This is a genomic window from Pseudoalteromonas sp. T1lg75 (genome assembly GCF_002964705.1).
In the GTDB taxonomy this organism is placed as follows: domain Bacteria; phylum Pseudomonadota; class Gammaproteobacteria; order Enterobacterales; family Alteromonadaceae; genus Pseudoalteromonas.
On sequence record NZ_PQCD01000036.1, the window covers coordinates 1 to 19745 of the forward strand.

Below are 19745 nucleotides of genomic sequence, written 5' to 3' on the forward strand. Positions count from 1 at the left end.
GGCGTTAAAAACACTATGAGAACAATTTCCATATTTCTAGCTTTACTGGTTCCTTTTTCGCTAAAGGCTGATTTTAAACCTGAGAAAGTCGATCCCAGTCTTACTATTATTTCACAAGGCTTTAGTTATCGTGTCTTAGTTTATTCGGTGTGTTCCCCAGAGCATTGTTGGAGTGAGACTTATTTACAATCCGTATCTTATGGGGATGAAGAGCCCAAAATATTGTGCAGCAAGAAGCTTGAAGAAATGGCTTATGGGCACTCTATTAGTAAAGTGGAGTGGAGTGGGGATGTTGAAAATCCAATTGTATCCCTGTCTGCTCAAGCGTCGCATGGCGGTTTCGAACCTCGTATAATTACACTAAAGCCAAAAGCTGGTTGTACATATGTTATTGAAGGTGCGTCGACAACTGGTTTTTAACAATCACAAGCAGCCGACGCAAAACCGCGCACTTCGTTTCGGTTTTGGTCGGCTGTTGTAAGCGTTATAAAGCACAAGGAACGTATGAGTTTATCCATCGGTTGTTCTCCAAATGAACAAGTAGAGATCACTGTAGAAAAGTACCAACACTCTCCCAGTGGCGAGTCTTTTGATGATAACTGGCTTCTTTGCTCTGTTAGTGTTTCATTCGGAAGCTTTAGTGGTAAATTTTCTGCCAGTTTCCAAACCTATGATTTCGTTAAATTCTCTAAAGAAATACAAAAACTCTATTCTTGCTTAAAAGGTACAGCTACATTTGACAGCCTTGAGGGGCAACTTGAAATCAAATTAGTTGGGAATGGAAGAGGTGGAATAGAATTAGAGGGAAATTGCATGGACAGTGTTGGTGTTGGAAATGAGCTTAAATTCTCTAGTGGGTTTGATCAAACCTATCTCCAATCTATCATCGAAGACCTAGATGAAATTTTAAAGGGTTTTCCCGTACGTGCTTTATAACAAGCTAATTAATAAGGACAAAAAACAGTTGGCTGTTTTCGTTCCTCAACATTTTAGCCAACAATTTTTTGCCCATTATTAGGGCGTTACCGAATAAATACTCTAACGTGTTTTTGTCCAAAAAAGGGCTAGCTTGAACGTCCGCTATATTGGTTTTATTAGTTGTGTGAAGAAGTAGCTGAATGGCTCTAATTGGCACAAACCGGAAAATAGTAGTTGGTAACTTTTTAGCAATTTCACTTCAAAACTATGTCAGCTTATACTTCAAACGACAAATTCCTTGTTGTGTTAATTTCAACGCTTCTATCAATGTGAATTGCTTTGTGACTCCTGTTTACGGCCAACCTTAGTTGGGCCAAAGCAAGCTCTATGCAAAAATCTTAAAAATATTTTCACCCCTTTTCATACCCCCATGCGTTTTCTTACTAAGCACCTTACTTGTCAGGGTGTCAGTTTTTAAGGGGAAAGAGCATGGAAAATACATTGAATATTACTCATGGCGCTCACCAGAGTGGCACATACGAACCGGGTTTTGAGCCCAGCCATAATCTGATTGCACCAGGTTTTAAGGCGGTTGCCTTTGCGTTAGCCGCTGCGGCGATCACCTTGGCGACCTTTAGCTTTATGGTGTCGCTATTGACCGCAGAGCAACGTGCGCCCGTTGAGGTGTTTGACGATGTCATTGTGGAAATCATGGAGCCGCCTAAGCACACCGAGGTGATCAAAAAAACCAAGCCGGTGCCACCTAAGGTTGAGCCAAGACCGCAGGCAAGACCAAGCCTGGCTGCGGAACCTGGTGATGAGGTGCTGACGTTAGCGCCGACATTGCCGGATGTGGGCACCGAGATGTCGGACTTGGGGGAATTTTCATCCATGTCTCGCGATACCGCCATGCCCTTGGTGCGGGTACCGCCGCAATATCCAGCGACCGCCGCCCGTGAGGGGATCGAAGGTTATGTCATACTGAGCTATGATATTTCCCCAACCGGTCAGGTTATCAATGCTAAGGTAATTAGCGCCGAGCCCAAGCGGATTTTTGATCGTGAGGCCCTTAAGGCGCTGAGTAAATGGAAGTTTAGCCCTAAGGTTGTGGAGGGTGTGGCTAGGAGCCAGCCCAATCAACAGGTAAGATTAGACTTTAACTTGCAAAATTAGTCGCCTAGGGCGCCACCCTGGATTTGAGCCTAGGGTGTTGCCGATTTAAGGAGTGAAGATGCTAAAAGCGGTTGCCACACGGATATTTGCGCCTCTGTCGCCAAACTATAGCCACTATAGTGATGAGCAATTGGCGCAACTGGCCGCCGACAGCGCCAAGGCACGGGATGTCTTGGTGCTCAGGCTAAGCGACGATGTGCTGTATTTTTTGCAGGCCCAGTTAGTGTCCTTAAGTGAGGATAGCCATACGCGGCGGCAATTGGCGCTCGATTTATTGCATGAGGTGTGGTTGCGCTGGTTGGCCCAGCCACAACGCTTTAGTGTGCAACAGCAGGGCAGCTTTAAGGCCTGGTTATTTAGCCTGGCCCGCAATCAGGTGATTGATTATGCCCGCAGGCAAAAGCGTCATCTACCGGTAGAAGAATGTCTTCAAGAGCCTAATTTGCACCTCGACGCCCAGCATATAGAGGGACTGATCATGGCCGCCACCGAGCAGCAATTAACAGCGGCGATAGCAGATTTGCCGCACTTACAACGCGAGGCCTTAACCTTGCAACTTGAGGGTTTTAGTTTGCAGGAAATTGCCCAGATCACCGCCAGCGCCCAAGAGAGTGTAAAAACCCGATTGCGCTATGCACGCGCAAAAATCGCCGCCACCATGGTCAAAGGAGCTCAGTAATGGCAAACCGCGGATCAGACAAACTGGCCCAATGGCAGCAACAGCAAAAACAACAAAGCGCCCTGCAGGCACAGGAGAAAAAAGCCTTGTTGTCGGCCCTCGACTCAAGCCCCCGTAATCGCCGTAGCTGGTGGCATCAGGGTCAGTGGCTGATGGCCTGTGTGGCCTTATTTACCCTGGTGTCGGTAACCTGGCAGGCGGCAAAGCAAGAGCATGCGCCCCTGTATAGCGTTGAGAGTTATACGCGCATGGAAATTTTTGACCTCGCCGGTGGTGAGCAGCGCATGCGCGTCAGCAACACGGTACCGGCGCAACTGCGCAGCATAGATCAAGCCGAGCTGCAGCTGGCAAATCAGCTGCGGGTGCAGCATCAGGCCTATGCGGTTGAGCCGGAGCAGGAGCCGATACGCTTAGTGCGTTTAGTGCAAAGCGAAGGGGATTGGTTGTTGGCCGATTGCCGGCAACAGGTGTTGATCGCCTTGAGCTCGGAACTGTTGAAACGAGTAGAGCACCCTGGAGTGAAATTGCAATCCGGCACCTTGTTGGCCTTGTCTTTTGACAATAACGGGCAGCTGGTGGCAATACAGGGAGCGGGCAAGCATCAGCAGTGCTGAGGTAAGAGAGGTCAGGCGCTAAAGTGTAGCGCCTGGTTGTGTGTTCTCAGATTAGTGGGTTGCGGTACCCGACGTGTACTTGGCCAACTCCACCTGGAATTGTTCAACGCCGTCTTTGCCCTTGTACATGCGCACCATCATGTGGTCCATGCTCGGTGCAAACCAGGCAATGGCTTGGCGCTTATCGTTGTCGTACACCCGTTTCACCTTAATGGTTTCCACATTGCCTATGGGCAGGGTAATGGTTTCGTTGCCAACCACCTCGAATTGATACTCTCGGTCATTGCCTTTTTTATCCACTATGGGGTAGCTGAACTTGGTTTCGCCCTTGCTCAGCGCTTGACGTAGCGAGATCTGGTAAGAGAGTACGTCCTGGAAGTTTTGGTTCCAGGTGCATTCGAGCGGGTATTTGGACTGGTTGCTGAACACCTGCTGTTGCTGGTGATCAAAGCTGATCTTATAGGTTTTATCCGGACCTGTCCCGGTGCGCTCAAGCACATAATCAACGGGTAATACGGTGCCGTCGACAAATTTAAAACGGCTGCTTTCCTGGCGCTCGTCGGAGAAGATCATCCACTCAATTTCGCTGTGGTAGCTCAATTCATACAGGTTATCATCGACGCGAGTAAGGCTACGTTGCGCGGCACCATGGCGTTCTCCCTGACGGGTCACTATGTATTCGGCGCGGTATTCGTTGAGGGTAATTTGCGGCGCGGGGTTGGCGTCTTGTTGCTCGGCGTGAGCAAGATTGATACCGCAGCCAAGGACTGCGGCAATCAATAATTTAGCTGTCCAAGTGCGCGTTGAGGTCGGCGCCTTGGCTTGGAAGGGTGTTGTTATCGAGCACTGCATAGTTATCTTCCATTTTCAGTCGTTGTTCGCTGAACCACTTAACCACCAACGGATAGATAATATGTTCTTGTGCATGAACCTTCTGCGCCAAGCTGTCAGCCGTGTCATCACTTTCGATGGCCACCTGTGCTTGAACTATCACAGGTCCGCCGTCGAGCTCTTCGGTCACAAAATGAACGCTAACGCCATGCACTTTATCGTTTGCATCTAACGCACGCTGGTGGGTGTTCAGCCCTTGGTACTTAGGCAACAGGGAAGGGTGAATGTTCAACATTTTCCCTTTAAATTTTTGCACTAAGCCAGCTGTTAGAATACGCATAAATCCAGCTAATACAACACAGTCGGGTGAAAAACTATCAATCAGTTCACCTAGGGCCACGTCATATTCTTCGCGTGAGGCAAACGCTTTGTGGTCTAACACTTTTGCTTCGATACCAGCCTTTTTAGCTCGCTCTAGGCCGAACGCGTCGGCCTTATTGCTGATCACCGCGCAGATTTCAGCGGGAACTGTACCCGCTGCAACCGCATCAATGATGGCCTGTAGGTTAGAGCCACTGCCCGAAATAAGTACAACGAGTCGGGCGAGGTCCTGGCCTGGTGTCATTATTGCGCACCGCCAAGGATTTCAACTTGCTCTTCGCCAGCTGCTGCATCTTGGATTTCACCGATGTGCCAGGCGTTTTCGCCCGCATCTTTAAGAATGCTCAGGCTTTGCTCTAGCTTGTCGGCAGGAACCACAAGTACCATGCCTACACCACAGTTAAAGGTCCGGTACATTTCGTGCGTTTCAATGTTGCCGTTTTCTTGTAGCCAGTTGAATACCGTTGGCCACTGCCAGCTGTCGCCCTTGATCACGGCTTTAGCCGACTCAGGCAATACGCGTGGGATGTTTTCCCAGAAACCACCGCCTGTGATGTGTGAAAGCGCGTGTACGTCTACTTGCTTAAGTAGCTCAAGTACCGGCTTAACATAGATGCGTGTCGGTTCAAGCAGGTGCTCGCCTAGGGTCTTGCCTTCAAATTCGCTGTTAGTGTCGGCGCCAGATACTTCAAGAACCTTACGGATCAATGAGTAACCGTTTGAGTGAGGGCCACTAGAAGCAAGGGCGATAAGCTGATCACCGGCAGCAACCTTAGTGCCGTCGATAATGCCTTCTTTTTCTACCACACCCACACAGAAACCAGCCATGTCGTAGTCGTCGCCTTCGTACATGCCAGGCATTTCAGCGGTTTCACCACCGATAAGGGCACAACCAGAAAGCTCACAACCCGCGCCGATACCGGTTACTACGTCGGCAGCCGTGTCTACGTCTAGTTTGCCGGTGGCATAGTAATCAAGGAAAAATAGTGGCTCGGCACCTTGAACGATAAGGTCGTTAACACACATGGCAACCAGGTCGATGCCTACGGTGTCGTGTTTTTTAAGGTCGATAGCAAGGCGCAATTTAGTGCCCACACCATCGGTACCGGCAACTAAAACAGGCTCTTTATAGCCAGTCGGTAGCTGACATAGCGCACCAAAGCCGCCGATGCCGCCCATCACTTCAGGACGTTTGGTCTTTTTCACAACGCCTTTAATGCGTTCTACTAGGGCGTTACCCGCATCGATATCAACGCCGGCATCTTTGTAGCTAAGAGACTGTTTTTGTTCGCTCACAGGGTTTCCTCAAAATTTAATTTAGGGGTGATCAGGGTCTGTTGATCTTTGTTGTTTGTTTCTGCAGCAGTTTGTAGCGCATTTGTACAAGGCGGCACATGTATGGTGTAGTTATTCTACATGAACATGTAACAACACAGTAGAAATGCGCTACAAACGCTGCCCTGTGGGTTCATCTAAACGCCTCCTGCTCTGTGTTGCTCGCTATGTACATAGAATGACTATGCAGTATAACGAGCGTCGTGATCAGAATGCGTTTAGATTGAACATAAAGTAAACCACAAAGATAAACAGGCCCTCTAAACGCCGGGCATTTTACAGCAAATGCCGCGGCTTAGCTAGGAAAAGGAGGACCTTTGTCCTTGTTTATGCGGTGGCCACAATAACCGCTCTTAATGGTGCCGGATAGCCCTCAATGGTCTTGTTTGGATCATTAGGGTCCAGGAAATCGGCCAGGGATTCATTTTCCATCCATTCGGTGCGGCGCTGCTCGTCGAGCGAGGTTTGGTCGGTGTCGACGACGCGAATATCCTTAAAACCAACACGGCGCATCCACAGCATCAGGGCCTCTGTGCTGGGGATATACCAGACATTACGCATTTTTGCGTATCTGTCTTCGGGCACCAGCACGGTATTGATATCGCCTTCAATTACCAGGGTTTCCAGCACCAACTCACCGCCTTTACGCAACTGGGCACGCAACTGGGCTAAAAAGTCGATAGGTGAGCGGCGGTGATACAATACGCCCATGGAAAAGACCGTATCAAAGGCCTTTAGCTCGGGCAGTTGCTCTACCCCTAAAGGCAGCAGGTGCACCGCCGGATCTGGATTATAGTTTTTAATGGTCTGGAATTGGCACAGGAAGAGATCGCTTGGGTCGATGCCCACTACCAGCTCGGCACCTTCGCCGCGCATACGCCACAGGTGATAGCCGGAGCCACAGCCGATATCCAGCACCTTGCGACCATGCAGTGGGCTGATATGAGGTAAAACACGATCCCATTTCCAGTCGCTGCGCCATTCGGTGTCGATGTCAATCCCAAACAGTGAGAAGGGGCCTTTGCGCCAGGGCATAAAACGCTGCAATAAATGAATTAGCTGCTTGCGCTGGCCCTCGTTAATATCCTCGCTGATGCCCACTTGCACCTGGGTTTGAATATTCACTTCTGAGGCATTCAATTCTGGCAGGTTATTGAGCACTTTTTGCCATTTGGGCATATCGCCATGGCGGGCTTCGTCTTGCCAGTGTTGCAGTTGTGCCGGCAGGGTATTGAGCCAATGACTGAGCTCGGTGCAGGCAATATGGCGATAGAATTCGTTAAACCATTGATTCATTGTTGTTCCGTTTATTTTATGGCGACCATGGAGCAAAAGTTAAAGCATTGATACCACACCTGGGTTTGGCTAAAGCCAATCTCATTAAGGCGGTTAAGATGCGTGCCTAGGGTGTCGGTGCGCATGACATTTTCAATGGCGGTGCGCTTTTGACTGATCTCCAGCTCGGAATAGCCGTTGGCTCGCTTAAAGTCATGGTGCAGATCTATCAACAGGTCGTCGACGACTTGGTTTTCACCACGCAGCTTTTCGCTCAACAGTAAAACGCCACCTGGTTTCAGGGCATTGTAGATTCGACTTAAGAGCGCATGACGTTTTTCCGGCTCGATAAACTGCAGGGTAAAGTTCATCGCCACCACTGAGGCATTCTCTAATTTAGCGTCTAATATGTCGCCCAGTTCCACGCTCACCGGTACGGTAGAGCGAAAGCCCTCCAGGTGCAAACGGCAACGCTCAACCATGGCCTCGGAATTGTCGATGGCAATGATTTCACATCCCGCCTGGTTGAGATTACGGCGCATGCTCAGGGTGACGGCACCTAGTGAGCAGCCCAGGTCGTAGAGGTTGCTGTTATCTTGCGCATACTTACCGGCAAGCTTGCCCAGGGTGCTGACTATGGTGGCGTATCCGGGCACCGAGCGCTCGATCATGTCGGGGAATACTTCCACCACTTTGGCGTCAAAGGTGAAGTCTTTTACTTGTTGTTCTGAGGCGTAAATACTGTCTTTGGCTGACACTTTGCTAAGCTCTAGCTAGAAACGATGGCGTTATTTTATCATTTTTGTGCTGCTTGTGGGGAGCTTTAGTCGGTGAATATGAGCAGGCGACTAAGTCCAGCCTTAAGCGGTCGAGGAGGAGCCTGCTCCCAGTGATAAAAAAGCACGAGTAAATCACGTCTATTTGTCGTATATTCAGTGCCTTATACGCCTTAGCGCGCCATCAACAGCAGCAAGTGAGACTGTGCATGAGTAAAAGTAAAGTAATTAGCACCGATGATATCCTCGCCACCTTATGCCATTCGGTCACCGAGGTGTTGTCGTCGGCCAGTGGCAATAACATCAGTTATTCCGCCATGGTACAGAAAATATCGCGTACCTGTATGCGCCCGGACATAGGCTGTTTTGTACTTTTTGACGGCGGCTTTACCGGGTTAGTTGTCACCAACTTCAGTGCGCAGGCGGCGATGGAAATTTACGGCGATTACCTCCGTAATATGGGCATGCCGGAGAACGAGCTGGCACAGAGCCATTTGTCCGATGATGTGGCCAATGTGCTTGGCGAGTTGATGAATCAGATCGTCGGCGACTTTACCAAAAAAGTGCGCGAACAATTGCATACCTCTATCAGCCAAAATCAACCGAAAATGATGGCCATTAACAAGCAGGTGCAGATCTCTGTCGATACCGCCTTAGACAGGCCACAGGCGCGACGTGTCACCTTTACCACCCAAAGTCAGAATATCTTTTATCTGGAATTGGCCATGGATAAGACCGAGTTTATTAAAATGCATGATTTCGATATCAGCGAAGCGGTAGACCCGGATGAGATCATCGCCAATACCCGTGCCGAGCAACAGACCAAGGTGAAACAACAGCAAGAGGTCGATCAGGATATCGACGACGACTTTATGGAAAACCTCGGTTTATAGCGGTGAGCCTCGGGGGACTAAAAGAAGCTGCTTTGTTGGTTGTACTCGCCGGCAAAGGGCTCTATAGCCCTGTGATGATACCCGCAATACGCTTTTAGGTCGCTGGCAAACTGCCGTGCCAATAAAGGCGCACCATGATTGTCTGCGGTGTGTAAAAACACATAGGGCTGGCGGCCTTCATCCAGCCACTGCTTTATTTTCCTTAACCAAGGTTGATAGTAGCTTTGATATTCATCCCCCATGGCGGCGATAACAAAGCGCACTATGGGGCGCTGGCCCAGGGCAATGGCATGCACGGGTAAATGGGGCTTTTTTTGTTGCGCATCAATAATGGCTTCATTATGGGGTTTGGCGGCAAACAGCGCCCGGGTATCCATGCACACGCGGTCAATTCCCTGCTCAAAACAATAGCGATTAAGTTGCTTTTCGCCATCCCCTTTTGTGAAAAATTCAGGATGCCTGACCTCTATGCTGCGGCCGATGTCGGTGGGTATCTGCGCCATAAAGTGTTGTAGGCGACTTAAGTGCATGGGCGCAAAGCTGGCCGGGAGTTGTAACATCAAGGAGCCGGTTTTTTCCATCAAGGGTGACATTAACTTCAGCCAGTCATGTACGGCCTGTTTATCGCATTGCAGCGTCAGGTCGTGGCTAAACCGCTTGGGAAACTTAAAGGTAAAGCGAAAGTCGTCGCCGGTGGCATCATGCCAGCGCTGCACCGTGTCGGCCTTGGGGTCGGCATAAAAAGTGGTGTTGCCTTCAACCGAGTTAAACACCTGGGCATATTGCGCCAGCATCTGGGCATTCTGACAGTCGGATGTAAAGAGACTGCCTTTCCAGGCATTATTGGCCCATTGTGGGCAACCCAAATACAACATCTGTGCTTTTGCTCTTGTCTTTATTTGCTCTGATACGCAAATGCTATCACAGCTTGGGTCGTCGCAGTGGTGAATAAATAGCCAACCCGTAGTTTGCTTCGTGACATTGACCGCCGTTTTTATATAATTGACGCAATTTATTTGGCCACTGCGTGCATTTAGCTCACGCGCTTACAATTAAAACAGGAATATTATGCGCTCTATATATTGCGGACACTTGAACAAAAGCCATGTCGACCAAGAGGTTACTCTTTGTGGTTGGATCAACAAACGCCGTGATTTAGGTGGTTTGATCTTCGTCGACGTGCGTGACCGCGAAGGCCTGGTGCAGGTGGTGTTCGACCCTGAAGTCGAAGGCTTGATGGACATTGCCAATAAACTTCGTCAAGAATTCTGTGTCCAGATCAAAGGTGTGGTGCGTGCGCGCCCAGAAAGCCAAGTAAATAAAGATATGGCCACCGGTGAAGTTGAAATTCTTGGCACTGGTCTTGAGATCATCAACCGTGCCGAAGCCTTACCATTGGACTTTAACCAGCAGAACTCGGAAGAGCGCCGCCTTAAATACCGTTATCTTGACCTGCGTCGCCTGGAGATGAGCGATCGTATTAAACTGCGTGCCAAGGCATCAAGCTTTGTGCGCCGTTTCTTGGATAGCAACGACTTCCTTGATATCGAAACGCCGGTATTGACTAAAGCGACACCAGAGGGTGCTCGTGACTACTTGGTACCTAGCCGTGTACACCATGGTAGCTTCTACGCCTTGCCACAGTCTCCGCAGCTATTTAAACAGTTACTGATGATGTCAGGTTTCGATCGCTATTATCAAATCGTGAAATGTTTCCGTGACGAAGACCTACGTGCCGACCGTCAGCCTGAATTCACCCAGATCGATATCGAAACCTCGTTTATGACGTCGGATCAGGTTCGTGCCATCACCGAAAAACTGATTCGTGATATGTGGCAAGAGCTACTAAACGTTGACCTTGGCGAATTCCCTGTGATGGGTCACGAAGAAGCCATGCGTCGCTTCGGCTCGGATAAGCCGGACCTACGTAACCCAATGGAACTTATCGACGTTGCCGACTTGGTAAAAGACGTTGAGTTTAAAGTATTCTCGGGCCCGGCCAACGACGAAAAAGGCCGTGTAGCGGTACTGACCGTACCAGGTGGTGCGTCGCTTTCACGTAAGCAAATCGATGAATACACCAAGTTTATCGGCATCTATGGCGCCAAGGGCTTGGCTTGGATGAAGGTTAACGACCGTGACGCCGGTGTTGAAGGGGTCCAATCGCCCATCGCTAAGTTCTTAAACGAAGACGTGATCACCGCCTTGCTTGAGCGCACCAATGCACAAACCGGCGACATCATTCTATTTGGTGCCGATAGCCGCAACGTGGTTAACGAAGCCATGGGCGCATTGCGCTTGAAAGTTGGTTTAGATCTGGAGCTAACGGACTTAAGCAAGTGGGCACCGCTTTGGGTTGTTGACTTCCCTATGTTTGAAGAAGACGACGAGGGCAACCTGCACGCGGTACACCACCCATTCACGGCACCAAAAGGCGTAAGCCCAGAGGAGCTGGAAGCCAACCCGGCAGGCACGCTATCCGATGCCTACGACATGGTATTAAATGGCTACGAAGTCGGTGGTGGCTCTGTGCGTATTCACAGCAACGCCATGCAACAAGCGGCTTTCCGTATCCTGGGTATCGAAGAGCAAGAGCAGCAAGAGAAGTTTGGCTTCCTACTGGATGCCTTGAAGTACGGTACGCCTCCGCACGCGGGTCTGGCGTTCGGTCTAGACCGTTTGGTCATGCTGCTATGTGGTACCGACAACATTCGTGACGTGATTGCCTTCCCGAAAACCACTCAGGCGTCGTGCTTGATGACGGATGCGCCAAGCTATGCCAACCCAGAAGCGTTAAAAGAACTGGCTATTGCGATTGCACCAAAAGCAAACGCGGAGCAGGGTGAATAACCCTTTCCAGATAGACAAACGCGTTCAATCTTAAAAAGCGGCTGAGGCCGCTTTTTTCTTGCGCCTCGCCTTTACACTGGTCATCCATACAGTTACCATTGTTCGGTGCAAGAATAAAAATAAGGTTTCTGGGTGAGTATTATTTTGGGGATTGACCCGGGCTCGCGATTCACCGGCTACGGCGTGGTGCGCCAACAAGGACAGCGATTTGTCTATCTGGGCAGCGGCTGCATTAAGCTTGGCGATAACGCGTTTCCAACGCGCTTAAAAATGATCTACCAGGGCGTCACTCAGTTGATCGCTCAGTTTAATCCCGACGCCTTTGCCATTGAGCAGGTATTTATGGCTCACAACCCGGACTCGGCACTCAAGCTGGGTCAGGCCCGTGGTGCCGCCATCGTCGCCGCCACCATGGCTGAATTAGGCGTGCACGAGTACTCGGCCCGCCAGGTCAAACAAGCGGTAGTGGGTAAGGGCTCTGCAGAAAAAGCACAAGTTCAACACATGGTTAAGCATATTTTGAAGCTGCCGGCGACGCCTCAGGCGGATGCCGCCGATGCCCTGGCCATTGCCATGTGTCACGGCCACTCACAACAAAACCTGATTAAATTAGCCGGCCAAGCGCACAAAACCGTGCGCGGTCGTTTGAGGTAAAGATGATAGGAAGAATTCGCGGACAATTAGTCGAAAAGCAGCCCCCGGAAGTGCTGGTGGATGTGTCCGGTGTGGGCTATGAAATCAGTTTACCCATGAGCTGTTTTTATGCCTTGCCGGAGTGCGGCGAAGACGTCACTCTGTTTACTCATTTTGTCGTGCGTGAAGATGCACAACTGCTATTTGGCTTTAATACCAAAAGCGAGCGGGCGCTGTTTCGTGAGCTGTTAAAAGCCAATGGTGTGGGCCCCAAACTCGGTTTAGGCATTCTCTCGGGCATGTCGGCGGAGCAGTTTATTCATTGTGTCCATCATGGTGATGCCAGCACCCTGGTGAAATTGCCCGGGGTAGGCAAGAAAACCGCCGAGCGTTTAGTATTAGAAATGAAAGACAGGCTCAAAGACTGGGGGCCGGATCTATTCACCCCTTACACGGATGCGGCACCTGTCAGTGGCGCCGGTAACGGCACGCTGGTTACGGCCAACGCCACAGACGACGCTATTGCCGCTCTGGAAGCCTTGGGTTATAAGAATAGTCAGGCAACAAAAGCGGTGAAAGCCATTGCTCAGGAAGCGATGACCTCAGAGCAAATGATCAAGCAAGCGCTTAAGGCGATGCTGTAACAGAGATAAGTGAATGATAGAAGCGGATAGACTAATAGAGCCCCAGCAGCAGGGCAATGAAGACGTGGTCGATAGGGCCATTCGACCTAAGCTGCTGGCGGACTATCATGGTCAGCCTCATGTAAAGCAGCAAATGGATATCTTTATCGAGGCGGCGCGCTCTCGCAGTGAGGCCCTGGATCACCTGCTTATTTTCGGTCCGCCGGGTTTGGGTAAAACCACCTTGGCCAATATCGTCGCCAATGAGCTTGAAGTGAGCATTAAAACCACCTCAGGTCCCGTGCTGGAAAAGGCCGGCGATCTGGCGGCTCTGTTGACCAATTTAGAAGCCCACGATGTGCTCTTTATTGATGAAATCCACCGCATGAGTCCCCATGTGGAGGAAATTCTCTATCCGGCGATGGAAGACTATCAACTCGATATCATGATAGGCGAGGGCCCGGCGGCGCGCTCAATCAAGCTGGATTTACCGCCTTTTACCCTGATCGGCGCCACCACTCGTGCCGGCTCTTTAACCTCACCGCTGCGCGACCGTTTCGGTATTGTCCAGCGCCTGGAATTTTACAATGTGGATGACCTGGCCGCCATCGTTAAGCGCTCAGCGACACACCTGGGTTTAAGCATTGACGAGCAGGGCGCCTATGAAGTGGCTAAGCGCTCACGTGGCACGCCGCGTATTGCCAACCGGTTGTTGCGCCGCGTTCGTGACTTTGCCGAGGTCAAGGGCGATGGCAGCGTATGCGCCGATATTGCCGCACAGGCCTTGGATATGGTGGATGTCGATAAAAGCGGTTTTGATTACATGGATCGTAAGTATTTACTGGCGATCATCGAGAAGTTTATGGGTGGGCCGGTTGGTTTGGACAACCTCGCTGCCGCCATAGGCGAAGAAAAAGAAACCATTGAGGATGTGATTGAGCCTTATCTTATTCAGCAGGGCTTTATTCAACGCACGCCGCGGGGGCGAATTGTCTCCGATCATGCCTATGCTCACTTTGGTTTGCATAAGGCCACCTAAATCAGGGTGTGAATAATCGCACCTTATTAGCCAAGCCCTAATCAGCCGAGCCCTACGCTCGGCTTTTTTATGCCCGTTGCTGGGGAAGTTAGATAGCTGCTTGTTTTACAAGCGCTATTTGTTTTAGCGCTGGGGTGCTAATTGGTTGTCATACGGCTTTTGATTCACAGCGGATTAAGGCTGAACCGATTAGGGTCTGTGCCTGAGCTTGATTCAGGCAAAAAAAAGCCCGCTATAGAGCGGGCTAAACAACAAGTTGAAGGAAGTAAATCCGAGGAACACACCAGCTGTTCATTAGTAGGATGAAACAGCCGATGGTGTGAGGTGGGGAATCAGAAACCACCTCATGAACTGTGCAATAGAGCCATAGTTGGTTGCGCTAGCTCAGTACAGGGAGAATAATAAAGCGGTAGCAGGTTTTCTTCAAACTAGAAAAATTATTTTTTTCGGATAAAAAAAACTAATACCGAATAAAATCTTCAAGATGATATTTTGCACAACACATACTAACTTATGCGTCTTATCCTATGAAATATAAGGTTATTATTATTTTTGTGCTTTTTTTGTTCTATTAGAATTACTATTTTTTAACTTGTTGTATATAAGCAAAATGACAGCTTATGCGATTAATTTGCATAAAATCTAGTTTTTTGGAACTTTTTCGCATTTTAATGGGCCCAACTAAGTATCGGTGGACCTGCTTGTTAACTACCGCTAGCGGCTATTTATCGGCGCTTTGTGGCAATTCATGGCAAGGTCATTGTCAGCGCAATTACGACTGGGTACACTAGAGTTCATTGTGTGTCGTACGCTGTATCGAGCGCGGATACAGTTAATAGCAATATACTGCGCCTCAGGAGAAAAGACGTGGATTCAGGATTAAACTTTATTGATCTAATTTTAAAAGCCAGCTTTTTAGTTCAGCTGGTGATGCTTACCCTAGTCGCCCTTTCGGTGATTTCATGGGCCATTATCATTCAGCGCCGTAAAATCCTCAGCAGCGCCCTAACGAATGCGAAAAAGTTTGAATCCCGTTTTTGGTCTGGTGTTGACCTCTCTAAGCTGTATAACGAAATTTCTGCTCGCGGTACTCAAAGTGAAGGCATCGAAGCCATTTTCACCTCGGGTTTTAAAGAATTTGCCCGCGCTAAGAAAAACAACCTGTCCGCTGCCGCGCTGGGGATTGATGGTCCACATCGTGCCATGCGTGTTGCCCTTTCTCGCGAGATTGAAAAATTAGAAAACAGCCTGTCTTTCCTCGCCACTATCGGTTCTATCAGCCCATATATCGGTCTATTCGGTACCGTGTGGGGGATCATGAACGCCTTTATTGCGCTCGGTGAGGTAAAACAAGCGACCTTGCAAATGGTTGCCCCGGGTATTGCCGAGGCCTTGATTGCAACGGCCATGGGCTTGTTTGCTGCTATTCCTGCGGTTATCGCCTACAACCGTTTTGCTACCAAGATGGAAAAAATCGAGTCTTACTACGGCAACTTTATGGAAGAGTTTGCCAATATCCTACACCGCCAGACTCTGACTCATGAGGTGAAAAGCCATGTATCAGCGTAAGAAGCGTCGTCCGGTCTCGGAGATCAACGTCGTTCCTTACATCGACGTGATGTTGGTGCTATTAATTATCTTTATGGCCACCGCTCCGTTGATCACCCATGGCGTCAAGGTTGAGCTGCCGAAAATGGAGCAGTCGGAATTGGTAGACACCAAGGGTGAGCCGCCTATCATTGCCTCTATCGATGCCGACGGTAAATACTATGTCAGCGTTGGTACCGATCCCGAAGCACCGATGGAAGCCATAGATGTGGCTGCGGTCATTAAGTTGAAGCTGGATCAAAATCCAAAAACGCCGGTGATGATCAAGGGCTCGGGTCAGGTCAGTTATCAAGAAGTACTGCGACTGATGGATTTTCTTAAACGCGCAGGCGTTCCCGAGGTGGGTTTGATGACGGAGTCATTCGAGGAATAATATGCAGCAGTTTAAAATCCCACTTCTGATCTCTGCTGGCTTGCATGTGCTTATGATCGCCATACTCGTGGGTGTCACTTACTTTCGCCCGTCAACACCTGAGGTGATGACGGTGACGCTCAACGCCCCGAGCAATGAAGATACGCCGCAAAAAGCCGTGGATGCGGTGGCGGTGGATCAAAAGCAGGTGCAAAAACGCATCGATGAACTGCGTAAGCAAGAAGAAGAGAAAAAACGCGCCGAGCAGCAACGTATTCGCGAATTGGAAAAGCGTGCCGAGCAGGCAAAGCGCAAGCGTCAGGAAGAAGCCAATCGTATCAAGAAGCTAGAGCAAGAGCGTAAAGCCAAGGAACAAGAGCGTAAAAAAGCGGAAGCCGAAGCCAAACGTGCTCGCGAGATTGAGCGCAAAGAGCGTGATAAGGCGAAGAAAGCGCAGCTAGAAAAGGAAAAGGCTGAAAAAGCCGCCAAGGCTGCCGCAGAAAAGCGCCGTAAGGAAGAAGAAGCGGCGCGTAAAGCCGAAGAAGAGCGCAAACGCAAAGAAGCAGAAGCCAAGCGTAAGGCCGAAGAGGCCCGTCAAAAAGCCCTCGCCGAACAGCTAATGCAAGAGCAACTGGCCGCCGAGCAAGCGGTGCGTGCCAAGGCGCGACGTCAGCAGGTGCTTTCCGAGGTGGATAAATACCGTGCCTTGATCGGCCAGCGTATTCAGCAGAACCTGCTGTTGGACGAAAGTTTCCGCGGTAAAGAATGTCGCCTTAATATTAAGTTGGCCTTTAATGGCCTGGTGACCAGCGTTAATTCGCTCGGTGGCGATAGACAAGTTTGTGAGGCCGCAGTGCGTGCCGTGCGCCGTGCCGATACGCTACCGGTATCAAAAGACCGCGACGTGTTTGAAGAATTGAAAAATATTAACTTAACGGTTAAACCAGAGTTTTAGGGGAAAGTTATGGTTAGATTATGCCGCTTAGTGGCAGTGTCTTTACTGGCAAGCATGAGCATGTGGGCTCAGGCAGCGCTGGAGATTGTGATCACCGAAGGGGTCGACAGTGCGCGACCTATCGCCGTGGTGCCTTTTGCCTATAAAGGCACGGGTGAGATGCCCATGCGCATCAGCGAAGTGGTTGCTGCGGACTTACGCCGCAGTGGTAAATTTAAGCCTGTTGCCAATATCGATATGCCGCAGCGCCCGAACTCGGATGCCGATGTCGACTATGGCGCCTGGGCCCAGCGCGGTGTTGAGGCTATTGTGGTGGGCACAGTGGAGCAGCAATCGGGGGGCCGTTACCTGGTTAGCTTCGAGCTAATTGACGTGTTGCGCGGTCAGATCACCGGCGGGCAAACTCGGGTGCTTAATAATGGTCAGTTGGTGAACAGCGAAGACCATGTGCTCGATGCGCGCGAAACCGTGATCTCTGCGTCTAGCTTCCGTCGTTATGGCCACCGTATCAGTGATGTGGTGTATGAAGCCTTGACTGGCGAGCGCGGCGCTTTCTTAACTAAAATTGCTTACATCATAGTGCGTGAGCAGGACGCTAAGCCTTATCAGCTAGTGGTTGCCGATTACGACGGCTTTAACGAGCAGGTGTTATTGCGCTCTAAAGAGCCACTGATGTCACCTTCTTGGTCACCGGATGGCAATAAGCTGGCCTATGTCACCTTTGAAAATCGTCAGAGCCAAATCTTTATTCAGGACATCTATACCGGTCAGCGTCAGTTGATCACCAGCCACCCAGGGATCAATGGTGCACCGCAGTTTTCACCCGATGGCACTAAGCTGGCTATGGTGCTGTCAAAAGACCGTACCGGTGCCACAGAATTGTATTTATACGACTTAATTACTAAGCAGGAACGCCGCTTAACACGCCACCGTAGCATAGACACGGAGCCAACTTGGCACCCTAACGGTAAAGAGCTGATGTTTACCTCTGAAAGAGGTGGTAATGCCCAGATTTATAAGTTAAATTTAGACTCGGGTCGAGTACAGCGTATGACTTTCGACGGCGATATGAACCTTAATGGCTCGGTGACCCCAGATGGTAAACATTTGATCATGGTTAACCGGACTCTAGGTCAATACCATATTGCCAAGAAAAGCCTTGATAACGGGAATTTCCATGTGTTGACTCGAACTCGCTTGGACGAATCACCAAGCGTTGCGCCCAATGGCTCAATGATTATATACAGCACCATGCATAACAATAAAAATGTATTGGCTTTGGTGTCGATGGATGGTCGTTTTAAAGCGCGTTTACCTGTGCTCGACGGTCAGGTTAAGTCGCCGGCATGGTCGCCATTTTTGTAATTCGCTAAGGGTGTAGTCAGCTTTAATCGCATAAACTTGATGTTTGTGCGATTGGCGCACTATAGTAAGAAAAATTGAAAATCAGGTGATGGTTTCACTAAATCAATAATAGGAATGTACTCAATGCAACTTAATAAACTGTTAAAAAGCCTGCTTGTTGCAGTGCCAGTAATGACACTAGCAGCATGTAGCTCTTCATCAAACCTAGATGAAGGCCAAGCCAACGAAACTAACCAAGTTGAAACCCAAACAACTGATACTGTAGAAGTTGAAACTGTTGAGCGCGTAGAAACTGCAGAAGAAAAACTACGTAAAAAGTACGAAGAACTTCGCCAGCAGCAGATCATTCACTTCGACTTTGACCGTGCTACTATCCAAAGCAAGTACGCTGAGCTACTTCAAGCGCACGCTCAATTCCTAATTGAAAACCCATCGGTTAAAGTACTTATCGAAGGTCACGCGGATGAGCGTGGTACTCCTGAGTACAACATCGCCCTGGGTGAGAGCCGTGGTCAGTCGGTTGAAAAATACCTTCTAAGCCTTGGCGTTAACGCAAACCAAATGTCAGTTGTGAGCTATGGCGAAGAGAAGCCAATGATCAAAGCACGCAACGAAGAAGCGTTTGCTCAAAACCGCCGTGCGGTATTAGTATACTAAAATCAGTAGAGTAATGATGAAGCCGAAACTTATTTTGGCAGCCTTACTCATGAGCGGGAGCACCCATGTTTGGGCTGCTCCCGCTCCTGTTTCTGAGGCCACTGCCAGCGAATCAAGCATCGAGCAGCGTTTAAGTCGACTTGAGCAAATGATGCAATCTCGCAACATTATGCAAGCCAACCTGCAGCAGCAGCTCGATATGTTACAGGATGAAGTGAGCCAATTGCGTGGCATCACCGAAGAGCATAGCTACAAGCTCGAGAAGGTATTGCAACGTCAGCGTGAGCTTTATCAAGAGATTGAAAACCGTGTTAGCGCCGCTTATACGCAGCAACCTAGCTACGATATGCCGCAAACGCCAACACAGCAGCCTGACAGTGGCTTAAACACCACAGTGGTCAGCACCGACCTGTCGGAAAACCAAGCGTACGACAAAGCGGTGAAGCTGATTATGCAGGATAAGCGCTATGATGCAGCGATTCCTGAGTTCAAGGCGTTTCTACAAAACTATCCTAACTCTGTATATGCGGCCAATGCCCATTACTGGTTGGGACAATTGTTGACCATTAAGGGGGACACGGCCGGTGCTAAATCTCATTTTGAGACCGTGGTGAATCAATACAGCGATTCTAGCAAGCGCCCGGATGCACTTCTTAAGCTCGGTACCCTGGAACAACAGCAAGGTCAGTTGGCCAGAGCTAAGCAATTGTTTAATGAGGTTATCACGCAATACCCTAATACTACGGCAGCAACATTAGCCGCCGAACGTGTTAGCAAGTTGTAGCCGA

Annotated in this window: 22 protein-coding genes; 16 read left to right on the plus strand and 6 right to left on the minus strand. The window is 49.6% G+C overall.

Features of this window, described 5'->3' with window-relative positions; all coding sequences use genetic code 11:
* The 5 genes from C2M36_RS09555 to C2M36_RS09575 all read left to right on the plus strand — a co-directional run.
* Positions 1-420 (plus strand): hypothetical protein (locus C2M36_RS09555; RefSeq protein WP_158678915.1); only part of this gene is annotated, 420 nt, incomplete at its 5' end.
* Between the two features lie 84 nt (positions 421-504).
* Positions 505-936: a WapI family immunity protein gene (locus C2M36_RS09560; protein WP_105254733.1), complete on the plus strand. Its 432-nt coding sequence runs from the start codon at positions 505-507 to the stop codon at positions 934-936.
* Between the two features lie 471 nt (positions 937-1407).
* Positions 1408-2091 carry an energy transducer TonB gene (locus tag C2M36_RS09565; RefSeq protein WP_105254734.1) on the plus strand — a complete coding sequence of 228 codons (684 nt, stop codon included), beginning with the start codon at positions 1408-1410 and terminating at the stop codon, positions 2089-2091.
* Positions 2092-2149: 58 nt separating this feature from the next.
* The gene (locus C2M36_RS09570; RefSeq protein ID WP_105254735.1) at positions 2150-2770 is read left to right on the plus strand and encodes an RNA polymerase sigma factor; all 621 of its coding nucleotides are present in this window, start codon (positions 2150-2152) and stop codon (positions 2768-2770) included.
* On the plus strand, positions 2770-3384 hold the full coding sequence (locus tag C2M36_RS09575) for a hypothetical protein (protein WP_105254736.1): 615 nt from the start codon (positions 2770-2772) through the stop codon (positions 3382-3384). The genes C2M36_RS09570 and C2M36_RS09575 overlap by 1 nt, the downstream gene beginning before the upstream one ends.
* 51 nt (positions 3385-3435) lie before the next feature.
* On the opposite strand, the gene C2M36_RS09580 is transcribed toward C2M36_RS09575, so the two are convergent.
* The 5 genes from C2M36_RS09580 to cmoA all read right to left on the minus strand — a co-directional run bounded on the left by C2M36_RS09580 (position 3436) and on the right by cmoA (position 7964).
* Entirely contained in the window at positions 3436-4236 is an 801-nt protein-coding gene (locus C2M36_RS09580; RefSeq protein ID WP_105254737.1) for a DUF3108 domain-containing protein, read from the minus strand.
* Positions 4169-4840, minus strand: coding sequence for a phosphoribosylglycinamide formyltransferase (purN, locus tag C2M36_RS09585; protein ID WP_105254738.1), 672 nt, complete (start codon positions 4838-4840; stop codon positions 4169-4171). The genes C2M36_RS09580 and purN overlap by 68 nt, the downstream gene beginning before the upstream one ends.
* Entirely contained in the window at positions 4840-5892 is a 1053-nt protein-coding gene (gene purM, locus C2M36_RS09590) for a phosphoribosylformylglycinamidine cyclo-ligase (protein ID WP_105254739.1), read from the minus strand. The genes purN and purM overlap by 1 nt, the downstream gene beginning before the upstream one ends.
* Before the next feature lie 366 nt (positions 5893-6258).
* Positions 6259-7227, minus strand: coding sequence for a tRNA 5-methoxyuridine(34)/uridine 5-oxyacetic acid(34) synthase CmoB (cmoB, locus tag C2M36_RS09595; RefSeq protein ID WP_105254740.1), 969 nt, complete (start codon positions 7225-7227; stop codon positions 6259-6261).
* 11 nt (positions 7228-7238) lie between these two features.
* Positions 7239-7964, minus strand: coding sequence for a carboxy-S-adenosyl-L-methionine synthase CmoA (gene cmoA, locus C2M36_RS09600; protein WP_105254741.1), 726 nt, complete (start codon positions 7962-7964; stop codon positions 7239-7241).
* Between the two features lie 227 nt (positions 7965-8191).
* Between cmoA and C2M36_RS09605 the strand changes: the two genes are divergently transcribed.
* Positions 8192-8875: a DUF3334 family protein gene (locus tag C2M36_RS09605; protein WP_105254742.1), complete on the plus strand. Its 684-nt coding sequence runs from the start codon at positions 8192-8194 to the stop codon at positions 8873-8875.
* A 17-nt stretch (positions 8876-8892) separates the two neighbouring features.
* Here C2M36_RS09605 and C2M36_RS09610 read toward each other — a convergent pair whose 3' ends face one another.
* Positions 8893-9750: a DUF72 domain-containing protein gene (locus tag C2M36_RS09610; RefSeq protein WP_105254743.1), complete on the minus strand. Its 858-nt coding sequence runs from the start codon at positions 9748-9750 to the stop codon at positions 8893-8895.
* A gap of 193 nt (positions 9751-9943) precedes the next feature.
* Between C2M36_RS09610 and aspS the strand changes: the two genes are divergently transcribed.
* The 10 genes from aspS (at position 9944) to ybgF (ending at position 19741) form a co-directional block, all read left to right on the plus strand.
* Positions 9944-11725 (plus strand): aspartate--tRNA ligase, encoded by a 1782-nt coding sequence (gene aspS, locus C2M36_RS09615; protein ID WP_105254744.1) that lies wholly within the window; start codon positions 9944-9946, stop codon positions 11723-11725.
* 132 nt (positions 11726-11857) lie between these two features.
* Positions 11858-12379: a crossover junction endodeoxyribonuclease RuvC gene (ruvC, locus tag C2M36_RS09620; RefSeq protein ID WP_105254745.1), complete on the plus strand. Its 522-nt coding sequence runs from the start codon at positions 11858-11860 to the stop codon at positions 12377-12379.
* 2 nt (positions 12380-12381) lie between these two features.
* Positions 12382-13002: a Holliday junction branch migration protein RuvA gene (ruvA, locus tag C2M36_RS09625; RefSeq protein WP_105254746.1), complete on the plus strand. Its 621-nt coding sequence runs from the start codon at positions 12382-12384 to the stop codon at positions 13000-13002.
* A gap of 13 nt (positions 13003-13015) precedes the next feature.
* The gene (ruvB, locus tag C2M36_RS09630) at positions 13016-14020 is read left to right on the plus strand and encodes a Holliday junction branch migration DNA helicase RuvB (RefSeq protein ID WP_105254747.1); all 1005 of its coding nucleotides are present in this window, start codon (positions 13016-13018) and stop codon (positions 14018-14020) included.
* Positions 14021-14887: 867 nt separating this feature from the next.
* A complete protein-coding gene (gene tolQ / locus C2M36_RS09635) occupies positions 14888-15589 on the plus strand; it encodes a protein TolQ (RefSeq protein WP_105254748.1) in 702 nt (233 codons plus the stop codon).
* The gene (gene tolR, locus C2M36_RS09640; protein ID WP_105190760.1) at positions 15576-16001 is read left to right on the plus strand and encodes a protein TolR; all 426 of its coding nucleotides are present in this window, start codon (positions 15576-15578) and stop codon (positions 15999-16001) included. Before tolQ ends, tolR begins: the two co-directional genes overlap by 14 nt.
* 1 nt (position 16002) lies before the next feature.
* Positions 16003-16935: a cell envelope integrity protein TolA gene (tolA, locus tag C2M36_RS09645; RefSeq protein WP_105254749.1), complete on the plus strand. Its 933-nt coding sequence runs from the start codon at positions 16003-16005 to the stop codon at positions 16933-16935.
* 9 nt (positions 16936-16944) lie between these two features.
* Positions 16945-18300 carry a Tol-Pal system beta propeller repeat protein TolB gene (gene tolB, locus C2M36_RS09650; protein ID WP_105254750.1) on the plus strand — a complete coding sequence of 452 codons (1356 nt, stop codon included), beginning with the start codon at positions 16945-16947 and terminating at the stop codon, positions 18298-18300.
* A 123-nt stretch (positions 18301-18423) separates the two neighbouring features.
* The gene (gene pal / locus C2M36_RS09655) at positions 18424-18957 is read left to right on the plus strand and encodes a peptidoglycan-associated lipoprotein Pal (protein WP_105190757.1); all 534 of its coding nucleotides are present in this window, start codon (positions 18424-18426) and stop codon (positions 18955-18957) included.
* A gap of 16 nt (positions 18958-18973) precedes the next feature.
* Positions 18974-19741: a tol-pal system protein YbgF gene (gene ybgF, locus C2M36_RS09660; RefSeq protein ID WP_105254751.1), complete on the plus strand. Its 768-nt coding sequence runs from the start codon at positions 18974-18976 to the stop codon at positions 19739-19741.
* The last annotated feature ends 4 nt before the right edge of the window (positions 19742-19745 follow it).